We start from the raw sequence: 22,511 nt of genomic DNA, 5'->3' as shown, positions 1-22,511 counted from the left end.
GCCGCCGGCCGCTCGCCGACGAGGTGCCGCGTACGAGGACACCCGCCGTACAACGGATTCCCTCCCCGCGTGCGTACAACCTGTTCCGCCCCTCGACGGTCCAGAAGATCACTGACCTCAGTTGTGTGAATAAGCGGGGAAAATGTCAATGTTGTGCACGGACTGCCGGATGGCCGGGCCGGCCGTCGGAGCCCTCGTACTGCTCGGCGTCACCCTGGCGGTGGACATCTTCGCCTGATGCAGGGCGCCAAGGCCCGGCAGGGACGGCCGCCGGTGCTGGTCCACGGCCCGGTGTGATCTCCGTGGGGCGCGCCCGGTGAGGCCGCTCCGGTGAGTGGGCGGGGCGAGGGGAAGGCGGGCAGCACCGCCGGCCGGGGAGCGCACCCACCCCGACCTCTGGGCACAGCTCGCCCTGGACACCCCCGCCCCCACCGGGCAATCTGTGGGCGGGGAACGACGGGGGGCTCTGGGGACGGGGTCATGAGCATGCCGCGGGGGCCGCATGTTGCGTATCCATTTCGATGAGCGGGACATCGCGCGCGTACAGATCGCGGCCGAACCGGATCCGCTGTGGGAAACGGTGCTGGCGATGCATCAGCTGACGGCGCCGGGGAACGGCGTGCCCCTCTACGCCGCCTGGCGGGCCCGCGCCCGGACCGAACTGGCCGAGCGCGGGCTGACCCGGGCCGCCCGGCTGATCACCGCGCTGGCGCCGGGCAACGCCCGCTACTTCCCGGACTTCCTGACGCCCGATGCGGGACGCGACGGCCTGGCGGCGGGGCTGGCGGCGCTGCGGGAGACGCCCGGGGACCGGCTGACCGCGGAGGTGCGCAGGGCCGCGCTCCCGGCCCGGCTGCCGCACTGGGCGGGCGCGGTGGCCAAGGGCAGCCGGCAGCCGCTGGACGAACTGGCCGACGCAATCCGGGAGGTGCACCGCGCGGTGGTCGCCCCCGACTGGACGGAGGCGGCCGCCACGGCCGGCCGGGACCGGGCCGCCCGCGCCCGCACGCTGTGCCACGACGGGGTCGACGGCATGCTCAACTCCTTCCGCCCGCTGCTGCGCTGGGCCCCTCCGGTGCTGTACGTCGACTACCCGCGCGAGGGCGATCTGCGCCTGCGGGGGCGGGGACTGCGGCTGATCCCCTCCCACTTCTGCCGGCGCCGGCCCATCGCGCTCGCCGACCCGGACCTCCCGCCGGTCCTGGTCTACCCCGTCGAGCACACCACCGCCTGGGCTCCCGCCGCGACCCGCGCCTGCCACCCGCAGGCGCTGTCCGCGCTGCTCGGCCGCACCCGCGCCCGGATCCTCACCGCCCTCGACGCGCCCGCCACCACCGGCGAACTGGCCCGCAGGCTACGGGTCTCCGCGCCCTCGGCCAGCGAGCATGTGAGCGCGCTGCGCGAGGCCAACCTGGCCCACAGCCGCCGCGACGGCGGGTGCGTCGTCCATGCCCTCACCCCGCTCGGCGCGGCCCTGCTGCACGGTGAGCTGGCGCCCGTACGGCTGCCGAACTGACCGTGACCGCTCACGGCCGGACCTGGATCTTCCTGCCCTGCCCCGCCTTGAAGCGCTCCAGCGCCGCCGCGTACCCCTCCAGCGGCAGCCGGTCGCTGATGAACACCTCCGGGTCCAGGGCGCCCGCCGCGAACAGCTCGGCGGCGCGTTCATAGCTGTGCAGTACGGCCATCGAGCCGGTGATGGTGATCTCCTGGTTGTAGATGCGGTACGGCTCGATGGTGGCGCGGGCGGCGTAGTCGGCGACCCCGAACTGGAGGAAGGTGCCGCCCTTGCCGACCCGGCCCAGCGCGTCCTGGATCGCGCGTTCGTTGCCGGTGGCGTCGATGACCACGTCCCAGCCGCGCGGGCGGTCCAGCTCGTCGGCGGACCCGGCCGCGTTGCTGCAGCCCAGGGTGCGGGCGGTGGCCAGCCGGTCCGGGTTGATGTCGATGACGTCCACGCCCGCCGCGCCGGTCCGCTTGGCGAGTTCGAGCATCATCAGGCCCATGGTGCCGGAGCCGTAGATCAGCACCTGGGTGCCCAGCTGCTGCGAGCGCAGGATGTCGTAGCCACGTACGGCGCAGGAGAGCGGTTCGATCAGGGCCGCGTCCTCGGTACGGACGTGATCGGGCAGCCGGACGCAGTTGCCGACGGGCGCGACGGCGAACTCGGCGGCGCCGCCGGCCGTGGTCACCCCGATCGCCGCCCAGCGCTCACAGAGGTTGTTGCGGCCGATGCGGCAGTAGTGGCACTCGTGGCAGTAGAGGGACGGGTCGACGGCGACCCGGTCGCCCTCGGCGAGTTCGGTGACCGCGCTGCCGGTGGCGACGACCGTACCGGCGAATTCATGCCCGGGAACGACGGGCAAAGTGGGCGCGAACTCGCCCTGGAGGATGTGCAGATCGGTGCCGCACAGCCCGCAGGCGGCGACGGAGACCACGACGTCGCGGGGGCCGGGCGTGGGGTCCTCGACGGTGGTGACCTCGACCTTGCCGGGGGCGCTGATCACTGCGGCTTTCATTTCACTGCTCCTAGGGAGAGGCCCTGGACGAGCTTGTCCTGGGCGGCGAATCCGGCGATGAGGACCGGGAGGGAGATGACGGTGGCGGCGGCGCACACCTTGGCCAGGAACAGGCCCTGGCTGGTGACCAGCCCGGTCAGGAACACCGGCGCGGTACCGGCCACGATCCCGGTCAGGACCCGGGCGAACAGCAGCTCGTTCCAGCTGAAGATGAAGGAGATGAGGGCGGTTGCGGCGATGCCGGGCATGGCGACCGGCGCGACGATCCGCGTCAGGGTGGTGGTCAGACCCGCGCCGTCGATGGACGCCGCCTCCAGCATCTCCACCGGGACCTCGTTGAGAAAGGAGCGCATCATCCACACCGCGATCGGCAGGTTCATCGAGGTGTAGAGGATGACCAGCAGCCAGATGCTGTCGAGCAGATGCGTGTTCTGGGCGACGAGATAGATCGGCAGCAGCCCGGCCACCAGCGGCAGCATCTTCGTGGAGAGGAAGAAGAACATCACATCGCTCCACTTGCGCACCGGCTTGATCGACAGCGCGTACGCCGCCGGCACGGCCAGCAGCAGGACGAGGAGAGTGGAGACGAGGGATGCGGTGAGGGAGTTGATCAGGGGCGGCCAGGGGGAGACACCGCTGTCCGCGCCGAAGAACTCGCGGTAGCCGTGCAGGCTGAGCGGGGCGGCGACGCTCGGCGGGTTGGCCGCCGCGTCCGTCTCGCTGTGGAAGGACGTCAGCACCATCCACGCGACGGGCAGGAAGAAGGCGGTCCCGCACAGCCAGGCCACCAGGGCCAGCAGGCCGTTGGTGCGCCGCCGGCGCCGCAGGATCAGGGGTGCGCTGCTCATCGGACGCTCTCCTCGCGCAGCAGGGACGAGACGGCGCGCAGCGCGAAGGTCGCCACCAGCAGCGAGCACAGCACGACGACGACGCCCTGCGCGGACGCCCGTCCGTAGTCATGGGCCTGGTAGAAGGTCTGGTAGATGGTGTACGGGAGGTTGGCGGTGCCCAGCCCTCCGGAGGTGATGGTGAACACCGCGTCGAAGTTCTGGACGACGTAGACGGTGCCCAGCAGCGCGGCCAGTTCGAGGTAGCGGCGCAGGTGGGGGAGGGTGAGATAGCGGAAGATGTCGAAGGCCGACGCGCCGTCCATCCGGGCGGCCTCGATGGCGTCGGTCGCCCGGCTCTGCAGCCCGGCCAGCAGGATCAGCATCATGAACGGCGTCCACTGCCAGATCAGCGACACCTCCACGGCGGCCAGCGGTGAGGTGGTCATCCAGTCCGGCTGCGGGGGGTCGTCGCTGCCGAACAGCCGCCAGATCCAGGTCAGCGAGCCGTTGATCAGCCCGTACGAGGCGTTGTACAGCGCGTGCTTCCACAGCAGCGCGGAGGCGACGGGCACGACGAGGAACGGCGTGATCAGCAGGGTCCGGACGATTCCGCGGCCGCGGAAGCTGCGGTCCAGCAACAGCGCGAGGCCCAGCCCCAGCAGCAGGCTGACCAGCACCACGGTCACGGTCAGCAGCACCGTCGTGCCCACCGACGCCCGCATCGCCGGGTCGGTGAAGACGGCCCGGTAGTTGTCGAACGCGGCGAAGCCGCGGTTGTCGGGGGCCAGCGCGTTCCAGCGGGTGAAGGAAATCAACACCGTTGCAAGGAACGGGAGTTGAGTGACGATGATCAGGAAGACAAGGGCGGGAAGGAGGGGGGCGCGGCGGGCCCAGTCCGTCGCGCGCCGGGCGCGGCGGACGGGGGCGGGGGCCGCCGGGCCGCTTCCGGGTGCGGCGGCTTCGGCCGGCCCGGCCGGGTCAGTGGTCTGCGTACGCATCGGACACCTCCTGCGCGAGCCGCTGGCTCTTCCTGAGTGCCTCGGTCACGCTCTGCTTGCCGGCGATCGCCGAGCTGACCTCGTTGGAGACCTTGGTGCCCAGATCGGAGAACTCGGGGATGTCCACGAACTGGATGCCCGGTGCCGGGCGCGGCTGTACGCCGGGGGCGTCGGGCCGGGCCGAGGCGATCGCCTGCTCGGTCGCCCTGGCGAAGGCCCCCGACTCCTTGAGGTACGCCGGGTCCCGGTAGATCGACGCCCGCTTGCCCGCGGGCACCTTCGACCAGCCCAGTTCGCGGCCCACCAGCCGCTCGTACCCCTTGCCCGAGGCCCAGCGGATGAACTGCCAGGCCGCGTCCTGATGGGTACTGGCCTTCTGTACGCCCCACGCCCAGGTGTACAGCCAGCCCGCGCTGCGGGTCCGCTCCACCGGCGCGGGCACATAGCCGATCCTGCCCTTGACCTTGGAGTCGGCGCTCTCCAGCGATCCGGCGCCGGCCGTGGCGTCGTACCACATGGCGACCTTGCCCTGCTGCATGTCGTTGAGGCACTCGGTGTACCCGGCTTGCGGGGCGCCCGCCTGGCCGTGCTTGCGCAGCAGATCGACGTAGAACTGCGTGGCCCGGGTGAATTCCGGGCTGTCGAGCCTCGCCTGCCAGTCCTTGGTGAACCAGGTGCCGCCGAAGGTGTTGACGACGGTGGTCAGCGGGGCGGCCAGCTGACCCCAGCCGGGCTGGCCGCGGAGGCAGATGCCCTTCGTGCCGTGCCGGGACCCGTTGCCGGAACCGTCCAACTTGGCTGCCATCGCTGCGACTTGGTGCCAGGTCGGATGGGCGGGCATGGTCAGGCCGGCGGCCTTGAGGAGGTCCTTGCGGTACATCAGGAAGGACGATTCGCCGTAGAAGGGCTCCGCGTAGATCTTGCCGTCGGCGGCGGTGAGGGAGGAGCGGACCGGCGCGAGGATGTCGCCCTGGTCGAACTCCCGGTCCTTGGCGGCGCGTTCGCCCAGCGGCGAGAGCCAGCCGTTGCGGGCGTAGATCGGCGTCTCGTAATTGCTGAGGCTGGCCACGTCGTACTGCCCGGCCTGGCTGGAGAAGTCCTGGCTCATCTTGTCGCGCAGATCGTCCTCCGGCAGCACGGTGAAATTGACCTTGATGCCGGTCTCCTTGGTGAAGTGCTCGGCGGTGAGCCGCTGCAGATCCACCATCTGCGGGTTGTTCACCATCAGGACGTTGATGGTGTGCGTGGCGCCGTTGCCCGCGTCACCGGCGCCGCGATAGCAGCCGGTGGTGGACAGCGACAGGGCCAGGGCGACCGAGGTCAGCCATACGGCGCGCCCTGCGCGGCGCTGTTGGGGGGATCCTGCTCTCACGGCTCGTACCTTTCCGGGGACGTGTGGCGGGTGCCGCACCGGGCGTGGGGAGCCGCGCTGCGGGCATGCTGGGCGGACCGTCCGGCGGCCAGGGGGAAGCGGGCCTTCGGCGGTGTGCTGTGGGGGATGTCCGTATGGGGCCGGTCGTCCGGGCGGCCCCCGCCCGGGTCAGACCCGGAGCACCTGTGGCCCCAGGAGGGAATAGCGATGGGCCTCCGGCGCGGAGAGCCCGGTGTCGGTGACGATCGTGTCGAAGTCGCGCACCTCGGCGAACCGGCAGAAGCTGCCGGCCCCGAACTTGCTGTGCACCCCGACCAGCACCCGGCGCCGCGACGACCGGACGGCCTGCGCCTTCACCTCGGCGACCGCCGGATCGGGGGTGGTCAGGCCGTACTCCCGGGAGATCCCGTTCGCGCCCATGAACGCCAGGTCGATCACGAACCGGGCGAGCATGTCCCGGGCCCAGGAACCCACCGTCGCCTGCGTCCCGGCGCGGACCCGGCCGCCGGCCAGCAGGACGGTGGTGGAGTCGGACGCGGAGACCAGGGACGCGGTGCGCAGCGAGGCGGTCAGCACGGTCAGCGGGCGGTCGGTGGGCAGCAGCGTGGCGACCAGCTCGGGCGTGTACCCCTCGTCCACGAACACCGTCTCCGCCTCGCCCACCAGCTGTGCCGCGGCCGCCGCGATCCGGCGTTTCTCCGCCACCTGCAGGGTCTCCCGCCGTGCCAGCGTGGTCTCGAAACCGGCGCTCTCGACGGGATACGCCGCGCCGTGGGTGCGCCGGATCAGGCCACGCCGCTCCAGTTCGCTCAAATCGCGCCGTACGGTCTCCCGCGCGACCCCGAACTCCGTCGCGGCATCGGCGACCTCGACCCGGCCCGACTGCCGGGCGAGTACGAGGAGGCGGTGCTGACGTTCCTCGGCCCTCATGGCGGTCTCCTGCCGGTAGCGGCGGTGCGGTTCGATGACGGGCCCGGATGGTGATCCGTTCGGTCACGGACCTGCCCGTTTCTGCCCGCCTGAGGTTTATAGCAACGGTAGGGCGGGGGACATCGGCCCGTCACGAGGGGAAACCTGCCCGTTTCTGCCCGCACCGCAGCGCCCCCGGCCTGGCCGAATGCCTGGTCGAGGTGCCCGCGGGCGCCCGCGGAACGCTCCGTGCGGCTGCCCGCCGTCCGGCAGGCGAACCGCGCACGGCCCGACCACTCGGGCGGGCCGTGCCGGTGATGCGGTCGAAAAGGGCGCTTAGTCTGGACGGCATGAGTGCGGAGATGCGGTCCTTGGCGGTCACGGCGATCGTCGAGGCGGAGGAGTGCGCGGTGCTGCGGGTCAGCGGGGAACTGGATCTCCGTACCGAGCAGGCCTTTCTCGCGGAGGCACGGTCGATCGTCTCGGCCGGCCACCGCTTCCTCGTGCTCGATCTGACCGCCCTGCGTTTCTGTGACTCCCGGGGGCTGAGCTGTCTGCTCGCCCTGGAGTGGCTGTGCCGGCGGCTGGAGGGACGGCTGTTCCTGGCCTCGCTGGGCGTACGGATGCTGCGGCTGCTGGTCGGCACCCAGTCGCTGAGCGTCTTCTCCTGTTTCCCGACCGTCGGACATGCGCTGGCGGCCGTCCCCGACGCCAGCCGTCCGGCGTGGCCGCCCGCGGTGGAAGAGCCGCCGCTGCCGACCGATGACCCGTTCGTGTGAGGTGACGCGGCATCGGGGTGACGGCCGTGGCGAGGGTCAGGCGGCCGGACAGGCCGCCCCCAGCCAGGCGCCGTCGAACCGCGCGAAAGTGATCTTCTGGTACGGGCCCGACTCGTAGAGCAGTCCGAACGTGCCGTCCTCGAGCCGGGTCAGGGTGGAATACGCCGCCGGGCCGGGCGTGACGACCCGGGAGAACGGCCAGCTCCGGCCGTCGTCGCAGGACACCCGCACGGTGAGGTTCTGCCGGGCGGTGGCACTGGCCGTATTGCTGAACAGCAGCCAGTGCGCGCGGGCCTGGTCCGGCCGCGCGGCGGGGTCGTAGCGCAGGATCGAGGCGTTGTTGACCGGGTCGACCAGCGTGTCGTCCGCGACCGGGGAGCTGTAGGTCAGCCCGCCGTCGCGGGAGTAGGCGACCAGCCGACGCGTGGTGCTGCCGGTGCGGCTGTTGAGCATGATCCGGCCATCGGCCAGTTCGACGGTCTTGTTCTCGTCCATCAGCGGCCCGACCGGCGTCCCCAGACGCCAGGTCGCCCCGTCGTCGTCGCTGTACGCGCTCGCCGCCCACATGCTGCCATCGGCCTTACGGAACGCGTACTGCTGCAGCAGCCGCCCGGTGGAGAGCTGGATGCCGGTGCCGGACGAGGCGAAGATGCCGAGCCAGGACGAGTCCTTGAGGTCATGGGTCAGACGCCGGGCCCGCCAGCTGCGGCCGCCGTCGTCGGAGTAGTGGTAGTCGGTGTGCAGGGTCGTGGTGCTGTCGTGGTCGTTGCCCGCGCCCGCGTTGCGGAAGCCGATGCCCTTGGGGCCGTAGGCGTGGAAGAGGAAGAGCCGGCCGGTCCGCCGGTCGGCGAGCAGGCTGGGGTCGCCGGCGCCCGCCCCGCCGTCGTAGTCGGCGACCGGCTGCGGGGGGCTCCAGGTCCGCCCGTTGTCGGTGCTGCGCCGCACCACCACGTCGACGTTGCCGGGCAGGTCGGCGGCGCTGTCGTTGCGCCGGTCGTAGGCGGCGACGAGGGTGCCGTCGGACAGCGTCTCCAGGGCCGGGATGCGGTAGGTGTGCGCCCCCTGGCCGGAGACCGCCAGATCGGTGGACTCGTACAGCGGGGTGGGCCCGTGCCGGGGCGGCGGTTCGGCGGCGGGCGCAGTGGGGGCGGCCTGCAGACCGGCGGCGGCGAGCAGGGCGGCCAGCGAGAAGGAGCGGGCGGACTTGACCGGACGTGCGGCCTTCACCGGTACCTCCAGGGCGGGACATGACGCGACGGGGCCAGGCGGCGAACGGGAGGTACCGGACATGGGACGTCCGACGTCCCCTGTCCAAGGGGCCTCGACGTCAAGGTAATCCGAGCCGGTCCGGTCCACGCGCCGGCTGCGGCGCCGCTGTCTCGAGCTACGGCGCGGTCTCCCGGGCCACGGCGGCGGCGCCCTCGCGCAGCGCGGCGATCAGCGCCTCGACCGACGGCCGCCGCCGCGCGGCAGCCGCGACCGCGACCACGATGTGCCGCTCGACCACATCCTCCAGCGGCACCGGCACAATGCCCTCGGACCGCAGCCGCAGCATCAGCTCGGTCAGCGGCGCGACCCCCAGCCCCGCCCCCACCATCGCCAGCGACGTGGCGGTATCGGTCACCTCATGCACCACCCGCGGCTCGAACCCGGCCCGGCGGCAGGCCGCCCGCATCGCCCGTCCGTAGTACGAGCCCGGCGGGGGCAGGATCCAGTCGAAGGCGGCGGCGTCCGCCAGCCGCAGCGGCCGCCGCACCGGTGCCCGCCCCTCGGCCACGGCCAGCCCGAACCGCTCGGACCGCAGCCGCACCAACTCCACCGCACCGTCCAGCGCGAGCGGCGCATCCGGATGGTCCAGCCCGAGCGCCAGATCCACCCGACCGGCGCAGACCTCCGTATACGCCTGGTCCACGTCCACCTCGCGGCTCGCCACGCACACCCCCGGATGCCGCGCCCGCAGCCGTTCCAGGGCCGGCGGCAGCAGCACGGCCGCCGCGGTGCCGAAGACGCCCAGCCGCAGCCGCGCCGAGACCTCGCCGCGGCCGCGCTCCAGGGCCGCCACGGCCTCGGCCTCCGCGGCCAGGATCCGTTCGGCGTGCGCGGCGAGGAGGTGACCGGCGTCGGTCAGCTCCACCCGCCGCCCCAGCCGCCGGACCAGCTCCGTCCCGGTGGCCCGCTCCAGCGCCGCGATCTGCTGGGACACCGCGCCCGGCGTATAGCCCAGGGCGGCGGCCGCCGCGGTCATCGTGCCGCTACGGGTCAGTTCCAGCAGCGCCCTGAGCTGGACCCCCGGCAATTCCATGCCAAAACCCTACCCAGAGCTTCTGATAGATCGCGTCCAGCAACGGTGCATGGACGTGGGACGTCCCGCCCGTCACCATCAAAAGTGACCCGCCCGACGACGCGCGGGCCCCGCTCGAAGCAGACGGGAAGGCGGCCTCGATGGCTCCTGCTGCAGCTTCTGTCCCCCTCCCCGAACAGGCCGACGGCCCCGGACCTGCGGACGGCCCCGGACCCGCGGACGGTCCCGAACCCGCGGACGTCGCCGACCGGGCCGGCCTCCCCGAACAGGCCGATGTCGTGATCATCGGCGGCGGCGTCATCGGTGCGAGCATCGCCTTCCACCTGGCCGAGGCGGGCGTCCGCCGCGTGCTGCTGCTGGAGCGCGACCGGCCCGCCTCCGGATCGTCCGGCAAGCCCATCGGCGGCGTCCGCGCCCAGTTCTCCGACCCGCTCAACATCCAGCTCGGCCGGCGCAGCCTGGACGCCTGGCGCGCCTTCGCCCGCCGCCCCGGTGCCGACATCGGGCTGGCATCCGTCGGCTACCTCTTCCTCCTCGGCGACGACCGCGAACTGGCCGCCTTCACAAGGGGAGTGGAGACCCAGAACGCCCTCGGCCTGCCCAGCCGGATCCTCACCCCGCAGGCGGCCGCCGAACTCTGCCCGTACCTCGACCCACGCGGCATCGTCGCGGCCGCCTACTCACCCACCGACGGCCACGCCCTCCCCAAGGCCGCCGTCACCGGCTATCTCCGCGCCGCCCGCCGGCTCGGCGTCACCCTCCGCACCCGCTGCCCGGTCACCGCGATCGACACCGCGGACGGCACCCTCCAGGCCGTCCGAACCCCGTACGGCACCGTGCGCACGCCGGCCGTGATCTGCTGCGCGGGGGCCTGGTCCGGCGCCGTCGGCGCGCTGGCCGGTGTCGACCTCCCCGTCACTCCGCTGCGCCGCCAGATCGCCTTCACCGGCCCGCTGTGCCCCGCCCCGCCGCGCATCCCCTTCACCATCGATTTCGACTCCACCCTCTACTTCCACAACGACTCCGCGGACGGCCTCCTCCTGGGACTGTCCGACCCGGACCAACAGCCGGGATTCGGGCGGCGGTTCACCCGTGAGTGGCTGCGCCCGTTCCGTACCGCGGCGGCCCGCCGGGCACCGGAACTCGCCCGGCTGCCGGTCACCGGCGGCTGGGCCGGCCTGTACGAAATGACCCCGGACCGCAACGCACTGATCGGCGAGGCCGCTCACCTCGGCCGCTTCCTCTACGCCACCGGCTTCTCCGGCCACGGCTTCCTCCAGGCCCCGGCCGTCGGCGAGATCATCCGCGACCTCTACCTCGGCCGCGAACCGTTCCTCGACATCTCCCCGCTCACCGCCGCCCGCTTCGACGGCCGCGCCGACCACACCGTCCGCCCCGAGGCCCACATCATCTGAGATCCCATGTCCCACGTCCTACGTCCCGGAGCCCCGCATGGTCCCCACCTGGCGGCTACGCGCCGCATTCGCCCGCCGGCTATCCGATATGTACGGCGCCGAAGTGCCCGCCTACACCACGCTCCTGGAGGTCGCCGGGCAGGTCAACGACGAGGTCGCGGGCCGGGATCCGGACGCGGAACGGCTGGGCAGCATCTCCCGGGTCACCGCAGAACGCCACGGCGCCATCCGCGTCGGCACCGAGGAGGAACTGCGCCAGGCCGCCCAGATCTTCGCCGCCCTCGGGATGAGCCCGGTGGGCTTCTACGACCTGCGCGACGGCGAGGCCGGCGCCGTACCGGTCGTCTCCACCGCCTTCCGGCCCACCGACACCGAAGAACTCGACCGCAACCCGTTCCGCGTCTTCACCTCGCTCCTGACCACCTCCGACCGCCGTTTCTTCGACGCCGACCTGGAATCCCGCCTCGACGCCTTCCTCGCCCGCCGCACCCTCTTCCCGCCGGAGCTCCTCCAACTGGCCGAACAGGCCGAGGAGTTGGCCGGGCTCGCGGAGCCCGACGCGGAGCGCTTCCTCACCCTCGCCGTAGCCGCCTTCGCACTCTCCCCCGAGCCCGTCGACCGCGCCTGGTACGCCGAACTCGAGCGGGTCTCCGCCGTCGCCGCCGACATCGGCGGGGTGGCCGCCACCCATATCAACCACCTCACGCCCCGCGTCCTGGACATCGACGCCCTCTACCGCCGCATGGAGGAGCGCGGCATCACCATGATCGACCGGATCCAGGGGCCACCGCGCTGGGGCGGCCCGGACGTCCTCCTGCGTCAGACGTCCTTCCGGGCCCTGGCCGAACCGCGGCGGTTCCGCGAGCCCGACGGCAGCGTCACCGGCGGTTCGCTGCGGGTCCGGTTCGGCGAGGTCGAGGCCCGCGGCATCGCCCTGACCCGCGCGGGCCGGGCCCGCTACGACGAGCTGATGGCTGAAACCGACCGCCGGATGACCCTCCGGCCGGACGCCGACCGACAGGAGACCGCCCGCGCGCTCTGGCAGCGCACCTTCCCCGCCACCGAACGCCAACTCGCCCTGCGACACGAGGCGTTCTTCACCTACCACCCGGTGACCGGACGGCCGCGCGACGGACAGCACCCGCCCGCCGACCTGGCGGGCCTCCTCGACGGCGGCTGGCTCACCGCCCGCCCCCTCGTCTACGAGGACTTCCTGCCCCGCTCCGCCGCCGGCATCTTCCGCTCCAACCTCACCGGCGAAGGCACCCGGGACGCGGCCCTGGCCGGCACCCCCTTCGACGCCCACCGCCTCTCCGAAGCCCTCGGCCGCCCGGTGCTCGACCCGTTCACCCGCTATGCGGCACAGCAGGACCACTCACTGCGCCAGGCGCTGTTCACCCTGCGGGCCGGCGCGGCCCTCCGCGCCCTGGACGCGGGCGAGGAGGCCCCGGCCTCCGGCCTCTGACGCTCCGCCACCCGACCCCGGCCCCCGACTCCTCAAGGAGCCCGCCATGACCGCCACCCCGCCCACCGCCCCCCGCTTCCCCTCCGCCGACGCCCTGCGCGCCCGCGCGGCAACGGCCCTGCGCCACTGCGGCGTGGACCTCGACGCAGCCGAGCGGCCCGGCGCGGCCTCGGCCGTCATCCCCGCCCGTACCCCCTTGACCGGCGCCACCCTCGCCCGGCTTCCCGCCACCACCGCCGAACGGACCGCTGCCGCCATCGACGAGTCCCACCGCACCTTCCAGCAGTGGCGGACCGTCCCGGCGCCCCGCCGCGGTGCCCTGGTCAAGCGACTCGGCGAACTCCTCACCACCCACAAGGACGACCTCGCCGACCTGGTCACCCTCGAAGCGGGGAAGATCCGCTCCGAGGCGCTCGGCGAAGTGCAGGAAATGATCGACATCTGCGACTTCGCGGTAGGCCTGTCCCGCCAGCTCTACGGACGCACCATCGCGAGCGAACGCCCCGGCCACCGCCTGGCCGAGACCTGGCACCCGCTCGGCGTCGTAGGCGTCATCTCCGCCTTCAACTTCCCCGTCGCGGTCTGGTCCTGGAACACCGCCGTCGCCCTGGTCTGCGGCGACACCGTCGTATGGAAACCGTCCGAACTGACCCCGCTCACCGCGCTCGCCTGCGACGGCCTGCTCGCCAGGGCCGCCGCCGATGCCGGAGCGCCGCCCGGCGTGCACCGGCTGCTGCTGGGGGCCCGCGAATGCGGTGAGCGGCTGGTCGACGACCCGCGGGTGGCGCTGGTCAGCGCGACCGGATCGGTGCGGATGGGACGGCAGGTCGGCCCGCGGGTCGCCGCCCGCTTCGGCCGCTGCCTCCTGGAACTCGGCGGCAACAACGCCGCCGTCGTCACCCCCTCCGCCGACCTCGACCTCACCGTCCGCGGCATCGTCTTCTCCGCCGCCGGCACCGCGGGCCAGCGCTGTACGACGCTGCGCCGGCTGATCGTCCACGAAGACCTCGCCGACCCGCTCACCGAGCGCATGGTGCATGCCTACGGCCAACTGCCGCTCGGCGACCCCTTCGACCCCGCGACGCTCGTCGGCCCCCTCATCACCACGGCCGCCCATACGGCGATGGCCGAGGCCCTGGCCACCGCGCAACGCGACGGCGGCAAGCTGCTGACCGGCGGAGACCGCTGCTTCACCGCCGAGGCCCCGGACGCCGCCTACGTCCGTCCCGCCCTCGTCCGGATGCCGGAACAGACCGAGATCGTCCGCACCGAGACCTTCGCCCCGATCCTCTACGTCCTGACCTACCGCACCCTCGACGAGGCCATCGCCCTGCACAACGGCGTCCCCCAGGGCCTGTCGTCGAGCATCTTCACCCGGGACCAGCGGGAGGCCGAGCGCTTCCTCGCCGCCGACGGTTCCGACTGCGGCATCGCCAACGTCAACATCGGCACGTCGGGGGCGGAGATCGGCGGCGCGTTCGGCGGCGAGAAGGAGACCGGCGGCGGCCGCGAATCCGGCTCCGACGCCTGGCGGGCCTATATGCGCCGGGCCACCAACACGGTGAACCACTCCGCGGACCTCCCCCTCGCCCAAGGCGTCAACTTCCTGTGAACCAGGGCGGGTTGAGGGCCGCGGTCAACCGGCCCCGCCGAGGTCCCGGACCAGGGTGGGGGACGGCCGCGGAATCTCACCGAAATCCTCGTCATCGCCGTCCACGACGAGGCGGTTGATCACGTTCTCCAGGGCGGTCGGCAGGGTCGGCGCGAGCCCGCTGTGCCACTGGACGAGGAGATTGTGCCGGGCCGAGTCCGGCAGCAGCTGCTTCTCGTCGAATGCGGCCGCCGGCGGGCGCTCCTCGTCCGGCGTATGCGCGGCCTGCCCGCGCCAGTAGTCGGCATCGCGGTATTCCCCGTGGCGCCGGTGGGAGAGGTAGAGGCAGTACGCGGCGGTCCGGCTGCCCGCGCCCGCGCCGAAGTGCCACCAGAAATGCGCCGCGTCGAAGCGCCCGGTGATGTGCAGCAGACAGGCGAAGACCAGCGCGCCCTCGGGATCGATGCGGTGGTCGTCGACCAGCCGCTCCAGGCTGGCCGCGGCGGCCGCCGCATTGACCACCAGCGCGCAGGCCAGCTCCAGTTCATGGGTGGCCTCGTCGCGGGCGCTGGGGTAGGCGCTGGGCGCGCCGCGGTCGCCGCGGGCCGGCCGCGGGCCGTCGCCGCAACCCGCCGCCGCGGCCCCCGTACAGCACTCCGCCTCCGTGAACGCCTCGAAGCAGCCAAGCCCGTCGAGAGCACCCGCGTCATCGAGACCGCAGAAGCCGGCGAGGCCGTCGATTCCGGCCACCGCCGCGGCGGCGCTCAGCAGCGTTTCGACGGTGTCCCGGCGACCGGCGTGATCGGTGGGACGGGCGTGATCCGTGGACGACATGGTCAGTTCCCCCCTGCTGATTCATTGTGGTGGGTCCTTGCCGCGGTGCCCTGGCCGATGCCGAGCGCGGCGGCGAGCTTGCGTTTGCCGCGGCTCGCGTAGGAGCGGACGGTGACTTCGTCGATGCCCAGCAGCGCGGCGATCTGCGCGTCGTTGTACCCGATGACATGCCGCAGCACGATCACGTCGCACTGCCGCTCCGGCAGCCGCGAGATCGCCGCATACAGCCCCAACTGGCTCTCCAGCAGGGCGAACCGTTGCTGGCACTCGCGCAACAGGGCATGGGTGACCACGGCGAAGGCGGCGGTCTCGGTGAGCGCGGTGGGCTGGTGGTGGTCGTAGAGCCACTCCACCACGCACTCCTTGAGGACCGACCACGCGAACGCCTCCACCGACGCCTGCCGCAGCGCATGCGGCCACAGCCGGCCCAGCCGCCGGAACGGGTCACCTCGCGGGCCGCGGCCTCGCTGCCGGTGTGCAGATAGGCGTACGTCAGCCACTTGCGGGCGTGCGTGGCATGGAACGCCTCCAGGGCTATGGACAGCCGGCGAGCCGAGTGGTCCCACGGTCCGGAGCGACCGGACGGATCAGCCGCAGCGGTCGGACCGGTTGGATCGGAGGGACTGCCTGGACCGGCCGGGAGACGGCGGGGGAGCGCGGCTAAGTCCGCGTGATCCCCGTGCGCCTCCGCGCACGCCGGCAGAAGTCGGTCCCGGTTTGCGCCCACGAGCCGTCCTCGTTCCGTTCGCCGTGCACCGCTGCCGCCGCACCGAGGATGCCGGCGGTTGCGGAAGGACTGTCTGCCCTCACCTCTAATGAACAGGAAAGTGCGCCCGTTTGTGGCACCGGGGCGCAAGAAATCTTCCGCTGCGTATTCATATGACTACGCGTGCCACGGGCATGTTCATCCGGCACGCCGCCGCGCCGGGCGTACGCCGGGGCGCACGGCCCGCCCTTCCGCATGATCCGGACCGTACGGGGCAGTGCTCCAACAGCTGGACCGGCGGCGGCAATTCGGGGCGCGCCGTGGGGGCGCGGCGACCGTACCGGGGAGGCAGCGCACAATGAACGACCGCAAGGAGTCCGTGGTGGATCTCCAGCTCGACCGCGCCCACTCCTCCCGTATCTACGACTACTTCCTCGGCGGCAAGACCAACTTCCTCGCCGACCGGATGGCGGCCGGCAGCGTACTGGGCGTCTTCCCCGCAGCGCTGGTCGCCGCCCGCATCAACCGCGAGTTCATGCACCGCGCCACGCGCTTCCTCGCGGAGTCGGGCCTGCGCCAGTTCCTCGACATCGGCACCGGCATCCCCACCCCGCCGAACCTGCACGACATCGCCCAGGGCGTCGCCCCCGATGCCCGCGTGGTCTACACGGACAACGACCCCATCGTCCTCGCGCACGCCGCGGCCCTCCTCCTCAGCACCCCCGAGGGACGCACGGCGTACGTACAGGCCGATGTGAACGACCCCGAGGGCATCCTCACCGCGCCGCAACTCCTCGACGCCCTCGATCTGCGCGAACCGGTCGCCCTCAGCCTGAACGCCCTGATGCACTTCGTCACCGACGACGGCCGGCACCGCGCCCACACCATCGTCGAGACCCTCAAGTCCGCCCTGCCCAGCGGCAGCACCCTCGCGATGACCCATGCGACACCGGACTTCAACCCCGAGGCGATGCACAAGATCATCGATATCTACCGTGGCGCGGGCACCACTCTCCAGTTCCGCTCCCGCGCCGAATTCCTGCGGTTCTTCGACGGCTGGGAGCTGCTCGAGCCGGGCGTCACCCTCTCCCACCAGTGGCGCCCCGACCATCCCGAGGACGCCACCCACGTCACCGACGCCGAGGCGGCGTGCTACGCGGCCATCGCCCGCAAGCCCTGAGCAAGCCCCCGGCCCCTACTCCTTGCGATAGCCGTACGCCTCCCTGGCGGCTGCCGCCACCGCGTCCAGATCCGCGCCGGCCGAGGCGGTGACCACGGCGGCCACCGCACCCTCCACGAACGGGGCGTCGACCAGCCGTGCCCCCTCGGGGAGTTCGTCCCCCTCGGCGACCATGGCCTTGACGGTCAGTACGGCGCTGCCCAGGTCGACCAGGACCGCCACTCCCGCGCCCCGGTCCACCTCCCGCGCCGCCTCGCCGATCAGCTCCGCACTCGTACCGAGCCCCCCGTCCGGCGTACCACCCGCCGCGGCGACCGGCGCCGTGGCCCCGCCCCCGGCCAGCCCGGCCGCCATCGCCGCGACCGACTCGGCGACGGGCCCGCTGTGCGACACCAGCACAATCCCCACCAGCGCGGCGTCCTCGGTCACTTCGCCACCTCCGCGAGGGCCGCGAACAGCAGCGCCGACGAGGTCGCCCCCGGATCCTGATGCCCGATGCTGCGTTCCCCCAGATAGCTCGCCCGCCCCTTCTTGGCCAGCATCGGTACGGTCGCCAGCGCACCCTCCGCCGCCGCGGCGGCCGCCGCCTCGAACGACGTCCCCAGCGCCGCCACCGCCGGCACCAGCGCATCCAGCATCGTCTTGTCGCCGGGCGCCGCACCGCCCAGCTGCGCCACCGCGGTCACCCCCGCCTGCAGTCCCGCCTGCAGCTCCGCCATCGTCACCTGCGGCGCGTCCCCCAGCGCCTTGCCGCTACGGCGCAGCAGCGAGCCGTACAGCGGCCCGGACGCACCCCCCACGGTCGAGATCAACTGCCGTCCCGCGGTCACCAGCACGGCCCCGGGCGCGGCAGGCTTGTCGGTCTCGAGCACCTTCGCCACGGCAACGAACCCCCGCTGCATATTGCTCCCGTGATCGGCATCCCCGATGGCCGAATCCAATTCGGTCAGCCGGTCGGCCTCCCGCTCCACGGAGGCGGCCGCCGCCGTCATCCACCGGACGAAGAACGCGGCATCCAAGACGGTGTCGGACACGAACTACTCCTCTGTTAGGCACTGGCTGATGCGTGGGGACCGGGTGTGCTTGCGGGCGGGGGCTCACCGGCCCCAGCGCAGCCCCGCCGTCTCGACCGGGGCGTCCCACAGCCGCAGCAGCTCGCCGTCCACCTGACACAGCGATACCGAGCAGCCCGCCATGTCCAGCGACGTCACGTAGTTGCCGACGAGCGTACGAGCCACCGGCACCTTGCGCTCGTCCAGCACCCGCCGCACCTCCGCGTTGAATCCGTACAGCTCCAGCAACGGCGTCGCGCCCATCCCATTGACCAACACCAGCACCGGCAGTCTCGGTTGCAGGTCTTCCAGAATCGCGTCCACCGTGAAGTCCGCGATCTCGCGCGAGGTCATCATCGGGCGCCGCTCCCGTCCCGGCTCGCCGTGAATGCCGACGCCCAACTCCAGCTCCCCGGCCGGAAGGTCGAACGTCGGGCTGCCCTTGGCCGGCGTCGTACAGGCGCTCAGTGCCACGCCGAAACTCCGCGAGGACTCCACCACCTGCCGGGCCAGCGCCTCGACCCGCTCCAGCGGCGCCCCCTCCTCGGCCGCCGCCCCCGCGATCTTCTCCACGAAGAGCGTCGCCCCGGTCCCGCGCCGCCCGGCCGTGAAGGTCGAGTCGGTCACCGCCACATCGTCATTGACGAGCACGCTGGCGACCTGCACCCCCTCGTCCTCGGCCAGCTCCGCCGCCATCTGGAAATTGAGCACGTCGCCGGTGTAGTTCTTCACCACGAACAGGACGCCGTTCCCGCTGTCCACGGCCGCGGCGGCGCGCACCATCTGATCGGGCACCGGCGAGGTGAACACCTCTCCGGGACACGCGGCATCCAGCATCCCGGGTCCGACAAACCCCCCGTGCAGCGGCTCATGCCCGCTCCCGCCCCCGGACAGCAACGCCACCTTCCCCGCCACCGGGGCGTCCCGCCGCACGATCACCCGATTCTCCGCATCCACCACCAGTTCGGGGTGCGCCGCCGCCATCCCGTGCAGCGCGTCCGCCACGACGTTCTCGGCGACGTTGATCAGCATCTTCATGGGTACCTCCTGGTGAGCTGGGCGGGCGGGTCCGTGGTCCCGACGGGGTGAGGCTCCGGCGCGTCGGGGTGCGGCGGGTCAAGTATCTGACCGCGACCGCGCCGGCGGGGCGCTACGCGGGGAGTGTCGTTGCTTCGGTGTGGCGTCCGCGTTCCTCTCGTCGCAAGGGCCGCTCTCCCGATGTCAGCGGCCCCTTCGGGGGCGCCGCTGCTGCGGATCCCCTCCCGCTTTCTTCGCTACCCAAAGCAAGACCGTGCTGCTCATGTGTCTCCCGTTTATCGGGATCTCACGCCGTGCACATGACAGCCACATGTGCCGGGCTGGACGGTGTTCAGCGGCGCGATTCCCGGGCCGTTCACCGTTCGCGGGGTTCACCCGCGGGGCGGCGCCCGGCCGCGTCAGGCAGGGCCGACTCCGACGATCACGATCCGAGGGCGGCGTCGCGGGTGATTCATGCTGACGGGGGCGGTTCCCCGGCGGCACGCTGCCGTTGGGGGATGACGGTGTTGGCGGGATCCTGCGCGGAGGTGCCTGCTACTTCCGGGGCTGATGCCCGTTGTGCAGGAGCTCGTCGAACAGAGCGCGGTAGTGGACCATCGCGCCCCGCAGTTCCTCCGTGCTCGCCTCATGACGGCTGCTCCGGTCGGTGACCGCGTGGGCGGCGCGGTAGTGGTCCAGGGTGCGCCCGTGTTCGACCGACAGGTCCTTGACCTGCTGCTCGTACCCCTTCGTCGGGTAGCCGCGGTCGCTCATGAGCGAGGTCACCAGCCGGTCCGCTTCATGGACCGCGTCGTCGGGCTGGTCGACGAAATGCTCCTGCGCCCGGCTCCAGCCCGCGGCGTACCGTTCGCGGGCCTCCGCCGGCAGGGGTGTGATCTCCAGCATGTCGTGGCGCTCTTCGCGCTCGCGCAGCTCGCGCTCGGCCGCCATACGGCTGTCCTTGGTCTCCACCGTCCGCTCGTACTCCGGCCCGAACCGCGCTTTGAGATGGCGGCGGCGCCACGTCATCCATGCCCCCGGCGCACACGCCAGCAGCACCACAGCCGCCACAACGATGATCGCTACAAGGGTCCCCGTCGACATCGGACCTCCGCCTGCACTCTCCACCGTGCGGAGACGGCTGTGCCCGCTGCCGTTCCCGCTCCGGGCAATACCAAGGGCCGTTGGAGCCCGGAATCGGTGACGCTACGAATAGCGCCTTCGCCCGAAAACGGCGTGCCCCAACGAGCGACTCCGAGAACGACACCATGCGCCCCGTTCTCGTATGTATGTTCCCTTCTTACTGTGATCCCTGCCTGCCGCGACAGCAACTGCAGGCCCGGCCGGGCGGCGGGCGGGCGCGGCCCGACTTCCGTGGCGGCAACGTCGCGGAGTGCCTACCGTGAGCACACGATCCCGGGCTCTGCGTGGCCTGCCCGAATCCAGCCGGCCACGGGCGTGCGCGGCGAAGTCCCTCCTCGTGCTTACGGGTGAAGCCTGCGGCGTGGTGGGCGTGCTGGAGGTTAGGCGCCGACGCTCCAACACACCTATAGAGCTGTGACAGACCCTTTTGACGTGGCGATGCTGATGCCCGCCCGCTCAGAGCCTGTGTCTGACCCGGAGCGCGACGGTGCGGGAGCCGGCCGCCCGGCCGGGCACCTGTGCCTCGAGGTCTGTCTTCTCTCTCCGGAGATGACCCGGCGTCAGGGCGCGGACTTTCAACACGTTCACGCATCTCGCCCCTGACGGGCGTTCCCACTGGACACGATTCATGGTTCCGTTAATGGGTGGACAATGGCCATGCCTCAGTGGCCGGAGGGCGGTTTTCCGGCCACCGGCCGGATTGTGTGCGGGGGAATTCCACCGGTCTCGTTCGCGCAGGGATTCACCACGCACAACAACAGCATCAGGCGCGGCACATGGCACTTCAAGAACCTCTCTTGGCGCGGAACGAGTGGACCGTCGCGATGGCACGGCTCGGGCAGCCGGATGCCGGCCGGTCGGCAGACTCTCCTGCCCGTGGCAGTCCGCGATGCGGCGGAGCGCCGCGGGCGGCCCCCGGTGAGCCGGAGCCGGACGTCACAGATTCCCGCCGGGAGCGGTAAGTGCCGCCGTCACGCCGTCGCAACGAAAAGCTCCGGGCCCTGCTGGCGGAGGCCCGATGGACGCAAGCCGCGCTCGCCCGGTCGGTGAATGCTCTGGCCGCGGAAATCGACCTGGATCTGAATTATGACCGTACGGCCGTCGCCCATTGGCTGAGCGGTACGCAACCGGCGCCGCCGGTGCCCGAACTGATAGCGGAAGCGCTGACCCGTCGTCTTGGCAGGTCCGTTTCCCCGAGTGCCGCGGGACTCGAGGACAAAGCACCCGCGCAGCCGGGCGGGCGGTTACCCGAAAACGGTTCTCCGGCCCAAAAGGCTCTCAGTCATGTGTGCGGTATGGAAAGCGACCCCGCGCGCCGGGTGTCCGCACGGCTCCAGCCCTATCGGGAATCGGACCTCGCGGAAGTGCGCGCCGACCCGCGGGCCTGGGTCCCGAATCCCGTGATGCGGCATTCTCAGGGCGAGGGCGAGCTCGCCGTCGTCCGGCTCGCGGTGCGTTTTTATTCGGCCTCCTTCAATGCATATGGTGGCCGGAGAGCCTGCACGGCCCTGGCCGCATATCTCGGGGACGACATCGCTCCACGGCTGCGGGAAGTGGGGGACAAGGACGTGCGCCGCGGCCTCTTGGTCGAGGCCTCACGGCTTTCCTTTCTGCTCGCGCGCATGCACCAGGACGCCTGTGTCCACGGACTGGCCCAGCGCCACTTCTCCACCGCCCTGCAGCTCGCCGCCGAGTCCGGCGACGCCACCGCCTGGTCGGTCGTCCTGCGGGGACTGAGCGCCCAAGGGCTCGAGCTGGGGCACCGGCAGACCGCCCTGCACGCCGCCGAGGCCGCCGAGGCGTCCGCCCGCATGCCGGACCGGGCCACCCAGGCCTTTCTCCTGTCCCAACTCGCGGTCTCCCAGGCCGCCTGCGGTCTGCGCCGGGAAGCCGTCGCCACCCTCGGCCGTGCCGAGCGCGCCGTCGAGACGGGCGAACAGGGCGCCCGCATGCCGGGGCCTTTCCACGCCTACTCACGTGCCGCCTTCGAGTTCCAGAGTGCCGAGGTGCTCAGACATCTGGGAAATCTCCCGGCGGCGCGCACGGCATTGAACCGTTCTTTGGTACGACGGCCGGGCGACGACCACCGGGGGCTGGCGCTGAGTTATGCGCAGTACGCCGAAATCCTCGTCGGCCTGGGGCATGTGGAGGAGTCCTGCGCCGCCTGGAGTTCCTTTCTTGATCACTACGGCAACTTGAGATCGGGTGCGGCCGATCTCGCGGTGAGCCGGCTACGGCAGCTCCTCGCACCTTTTCGTCAACTTCCCGTGGTGACCGCAGTTCTGCGCCGTGCCTTCGCGATGACATCCACCGTTCCGCGCCGCTGAACCGGTGCGGCCGCCGGCGGCATTTCACCGGCGGCTGTCTTTCACGCCTTTCAACAGCCTCGCGCACTCTGC

General features: G+C 71.9%; 20 protein-coding genes. 7 read left to right on the top strand and 13 right to left on the bottom strand.

All coding sequences use genetic code 11. From position 1 onward, the window contains the following. The first annotated feature begins 502 nt into the window (after positions 1 to 502). The gene (locus tag ACZ4S3_RS29115; protein WP_467939295.1) at positions 503 to 1,516 is read left to right on the top strand and encodes a winged helix-turn-helix domain-containing protein; all 1,014 of its coding nucleotides are present in this window, start codon (positions 503 to 505) and stop codon (positions 1,514 to 1,516) included. A 10-nt stretch (positions 1,517 to 1,526) separates the two neighbouring features. Here ACZ4S3_RS29115 and ACZ4S3_RS29110 read toward each other — a convergent pair whose 3' ends face one another. The 5 genes from ACZ4S3_RS29110 to ACZ4S3_RS29090 form a co-directional block, all read right to left on the bottom strand. Next, positions 1,527 to 2,519, bottom strand: a complete 993-nt coding sequence (locus tag ACZ4S3_RS29110) for a zinc-dependent alcohol dehydrogenase family protein (RefSeq protein ID WP_467939293.1) — start codon at positions 2,517 to 2,519, stop codon at positions 1,527 to 1,529. Continuing rightward, positions 2,516 to 3,367 (bottom strand): carbohydrate ABC transporter permease, encoded by an 852-nt coding sequence (locus ACZ4S3_RS29105; protein WP_467939291.1) that lies wholly within the window; start codon positions 3,365 to 3,367, stop codon positions 2,516 to 2,518. Before ACZ4S3_RS29105 ends, ACZ4S3_RS29110 begins: the two co-directional genes overlap by 4 nt. Next, on the bottom strand, positions 3,364 to 4,347 hold the full coding sequence (locus tag ACZ4S3_RS29100; protein WP_467939289.1) for a carbohydrate ABC transporter permease: 984 nt from the start codon (positions 4,345 to 4,347) through the stop codon (positions 3,364 to 3,366). The genes ACZ4S3_RS29105 and ACZ4S3_RS29100 overlap by 4 nt, the downstream gene beginning before the upstream one ends. Continuing rightward, the gene (locus ACZ4S3_RS29095; RefSeq protein WP_467939287.1) at positions 4,328 to 5,719 is read right to left on the bottom strand and encodes an ABC transporter substrate-binding protein; all 1,392 of its coding nucleotides are present in this window, start codon (positions 5,717 to 5,719) and stop codon (positions 4,328 to 4,330) included. Before ACZ4S3_RS29095 ends, ACZ4S3_RS29100 begins: the two co-directional genes overlap by 20 nt. Before the next feature lie 168 nt (positions 5,720 to 5,887). Then, positions 5,888 to 6,649 (bottom strand): DeoR/GlpR family DNA-binding transcription regulator, encoded by a 762-nt coding sequence (locus ACZ4S3_RS29090; protein ID WP_467939285.1) that lies wholly within the window; start codon positions 6,647 to 6,649, stop codon positions 5,888 to 5,890. 329 nt (positions 6,650 to 6,978) lie between these two features. On the opposite strand from ACZ4S3_RS29090, the gene ACZ4S3_RS29085 reads away from it, so the two are divergent. Beyond that, positions 6,979 to 7,407: an STAS domain-containing protein gene (locus ACZ4S3_RS29085; RefSeq protein WP_467939283.1), complete on the top strand. Its 429-nt coding sequence runs from the start codon at positions 6,979 to 6,981 to the stop codon at positions 7,405 to 7,407. 36 nt (positions 7,408 to 7,443) lie between these two features. Here ACZ4S3_RS29085 and ACZ4S3_RS29080 read toward each other — a convergent pair whose 3' ends face one another. Continuing rightward, the gene (locus ACZ4S3_RS29080; RefSeq protein WP_467939281.1) at positions 7,444 to 8,634 is read right to left on the bottom strand and encodes a sialidase family protein; all 1,191 of its coding nucleotides are present in this window, start codon (positions 8,632 to 8,634) and stop codon (positions 7,444 to 7,446) included. Positions 8,635 to 8,791: 157 nt separating this feature from the next. After that, positions 8,792 to 9,709, bottom strand: coding sequence for a LysR family transcriptional regulator (locus ACZ4S3_RS29075; RefSeq protein WP_467939279.1), 918 nt, complete (start codon positions 9,707 to 9,709; stop codon positions 8,792 to 8,794). A 140-nt stretch (positions 9,710 to 9,849) separates the two neighbouring features. On the opposite strand from ACZ4S3_RS29075, the gene ACZ4S3_RS29070 reads away from it, so the two are divergent. The 3 genes from ACZ4S3_RS29070 to amaB are packed head-to-tail and all read left to right on the top strand — an operon-like array spanning position 9,850 to position 14,201. Next, positions 9,850 to 11,124 carry an NAD(P)/FAD-dependent oxidoreductase gene (locus ACZ4S3_RS29070; RefSeq protein ID WP_467939277.1) on the top strand — a complete coding sequence of 425 codons (1,275 nt, stop codon included), beginning with the start codon at positions 9,850 to 9,852 and terminating at the stop codon, positions 11,122 to 11,124. A 37-nt stretch (positions 11,125 to 11,161) separates the two neighbouring features. Further along, complete coding sequence (hglS, locus tag ACZ4S3_RS29065; protein ID WP_467939275.1) at positions 11,162 to 12,589, top strand: 2-oxoadipate dioxygenase/decarboxylase; 1,428 nt, start codon at positions 11,162 to 11,164, stop codon at positions 12,587 to 12,589. 46 nt (positions 12,590 to 12,635) lie between these two features. After that, complete coding sequence (gene amaB / locus ACZ4S3_RS29060; RefSeq protein ID WP_467939273.1) at positions 12,636 to 14,201, top strand: L-piperidine-6-carboxylate dehydrogenase; 1,566 nt, start codon at positions 12,636 to 12,638, stop codon at positions 14,199 to 14,201. Positions 14,202 to 14,225: 24 nt separating this feature from the next. Here amaB and ACZ4S3_RS29055 read toward each other — a convergent pair whose 3' ends face one another. Further along, positions 14,226 to 15,014: a hypothetical protein gene (locus tag ACZ4S3_RS29055; protein WP_467939271.1), complete on the bottom strand. Its 789-nt coding sequence runs from the start codon at positions 15,012 to 15,014 to the stop codon at positions 14,226 to 14,228. A gap of 2 nt (positions 15,015 to 15,016) precedes the next feature. Continuing rightward, positions 15,017 to 15,514: an RNA polymerase sigma factor gene (locus ACZ4S3_RS29050; RefSeq protein WP_467939269.1), complete on the bottom strand. Its 498-nt coding sequence runs from the start codon at positions 15,512 to 15,514 to the stop codon at positions 15,017 to 15,019. 564 nt (positions 15,515 to 16,078) lie between these two features. On the opposite strand from ACZ4S3_RS29050, the gene ACZ4S3_RS29045 reads away from it, so the two are divergent. Beyond that, the gene (locus ACZ4S3_RS29045; protein WP_467939267.1) at positions 16,079 to 16,900 is read left to right on the top strand and encodes an SAM-dependent methyltransferase; all 822 of its coding nucleotides are present in this window, start codon (positions 16,079 to 16,081) and stop codon (positions 16,898 to 16,900) included. A gap of 15 nt (positions 16,901 to 16,915) precedes the next feature. On the opposite strand, the gene ACZ4S3_RS29040 is transcribed toward ACZ4S3_RS29045, so the two are convergent. The 4 genes from ACZ4S3_RS29040 to ACZ4S3_RS29025 form a co-directional block, all read right to left on the bottom strand. Next, a complete protein-coding gene (locus ACZ4S3_RS29040) occupies positions 16,916 to 17,329 on the bottom strand; it encodes a PTS-dependent dihydroxyacetone kinase phosphotransferase subunit DhaM (protein WP_467939265.1) in 414 nt (137 codons plus the stop codon). Then, positions 17,326 to 17,934: a dihydroxyacetone kinase subunit DhaL gene (dhaL, locus tag ACZ4S3_RS29035; protein WP_467939263.1), complete on the bottom strand. Its 609-nt coding sequence runs from the start codon at positions 17,932 to 17,934 to the stop codon at positions 17,326 to 17,328. The genes ACZ4S3_RS29040 and dhaL overlap by 4 nt, the downstream gene beginning before the upstream one ends. A gap of 63 nt (positions 17,935 to 17,997) precedes the next feature. Continuing rightward, a complete protein-coding gene (gene dhaK / locus ACZ4S3_RS29030) occupies positions 17,998 to 18,990 on the bottom strand; it encodes a dihydroxyacetone kinase subunit DhaK (protein ID WP_467939261.1) in 993 nt (330 codons plus the stop codon). A gap of 534 nt (positions 18,991 to 19,524) precedes the next feature. Next, positions 19,525 to 20,073, bottom strand: coding sequence for a hypothetical protein (locus ACZ4S3_RS29025; protein ID WP_467939259.1), 549 nt, complete (start codon positions 20,071 to 20,073; stop codon positions 19,525 to 19,527). 1,442 nt (positions 20,074 to 21,515) lie between these two features. Here ACZ4S3_RS29025 and ACZ4S3_RS29020 point away from each other — a divergent pair. Continuing rightward, positions 21,516 to 22,439 (top strand): hypothetical protein, encoded by a 924-nt coding sequence (locus ACZ4S3_RS29020; RefSeq protein WP_467939257.1) that lies wholly within the window; start codon positions 21,516 to 21,518, stop codon positions 22,437 to 22,439. Positions 22,440 to 22,511 lie beyond the last annotated feature (72 nt).

The organism is Streptomyces sp. NPDC028368, assembly GCF_055565615.1.
The sequence above is the reverse complement of the archived record's forward strand: the minus strand, read 5'-3'. Positions and strand labels throughout refer to the sequence as shown.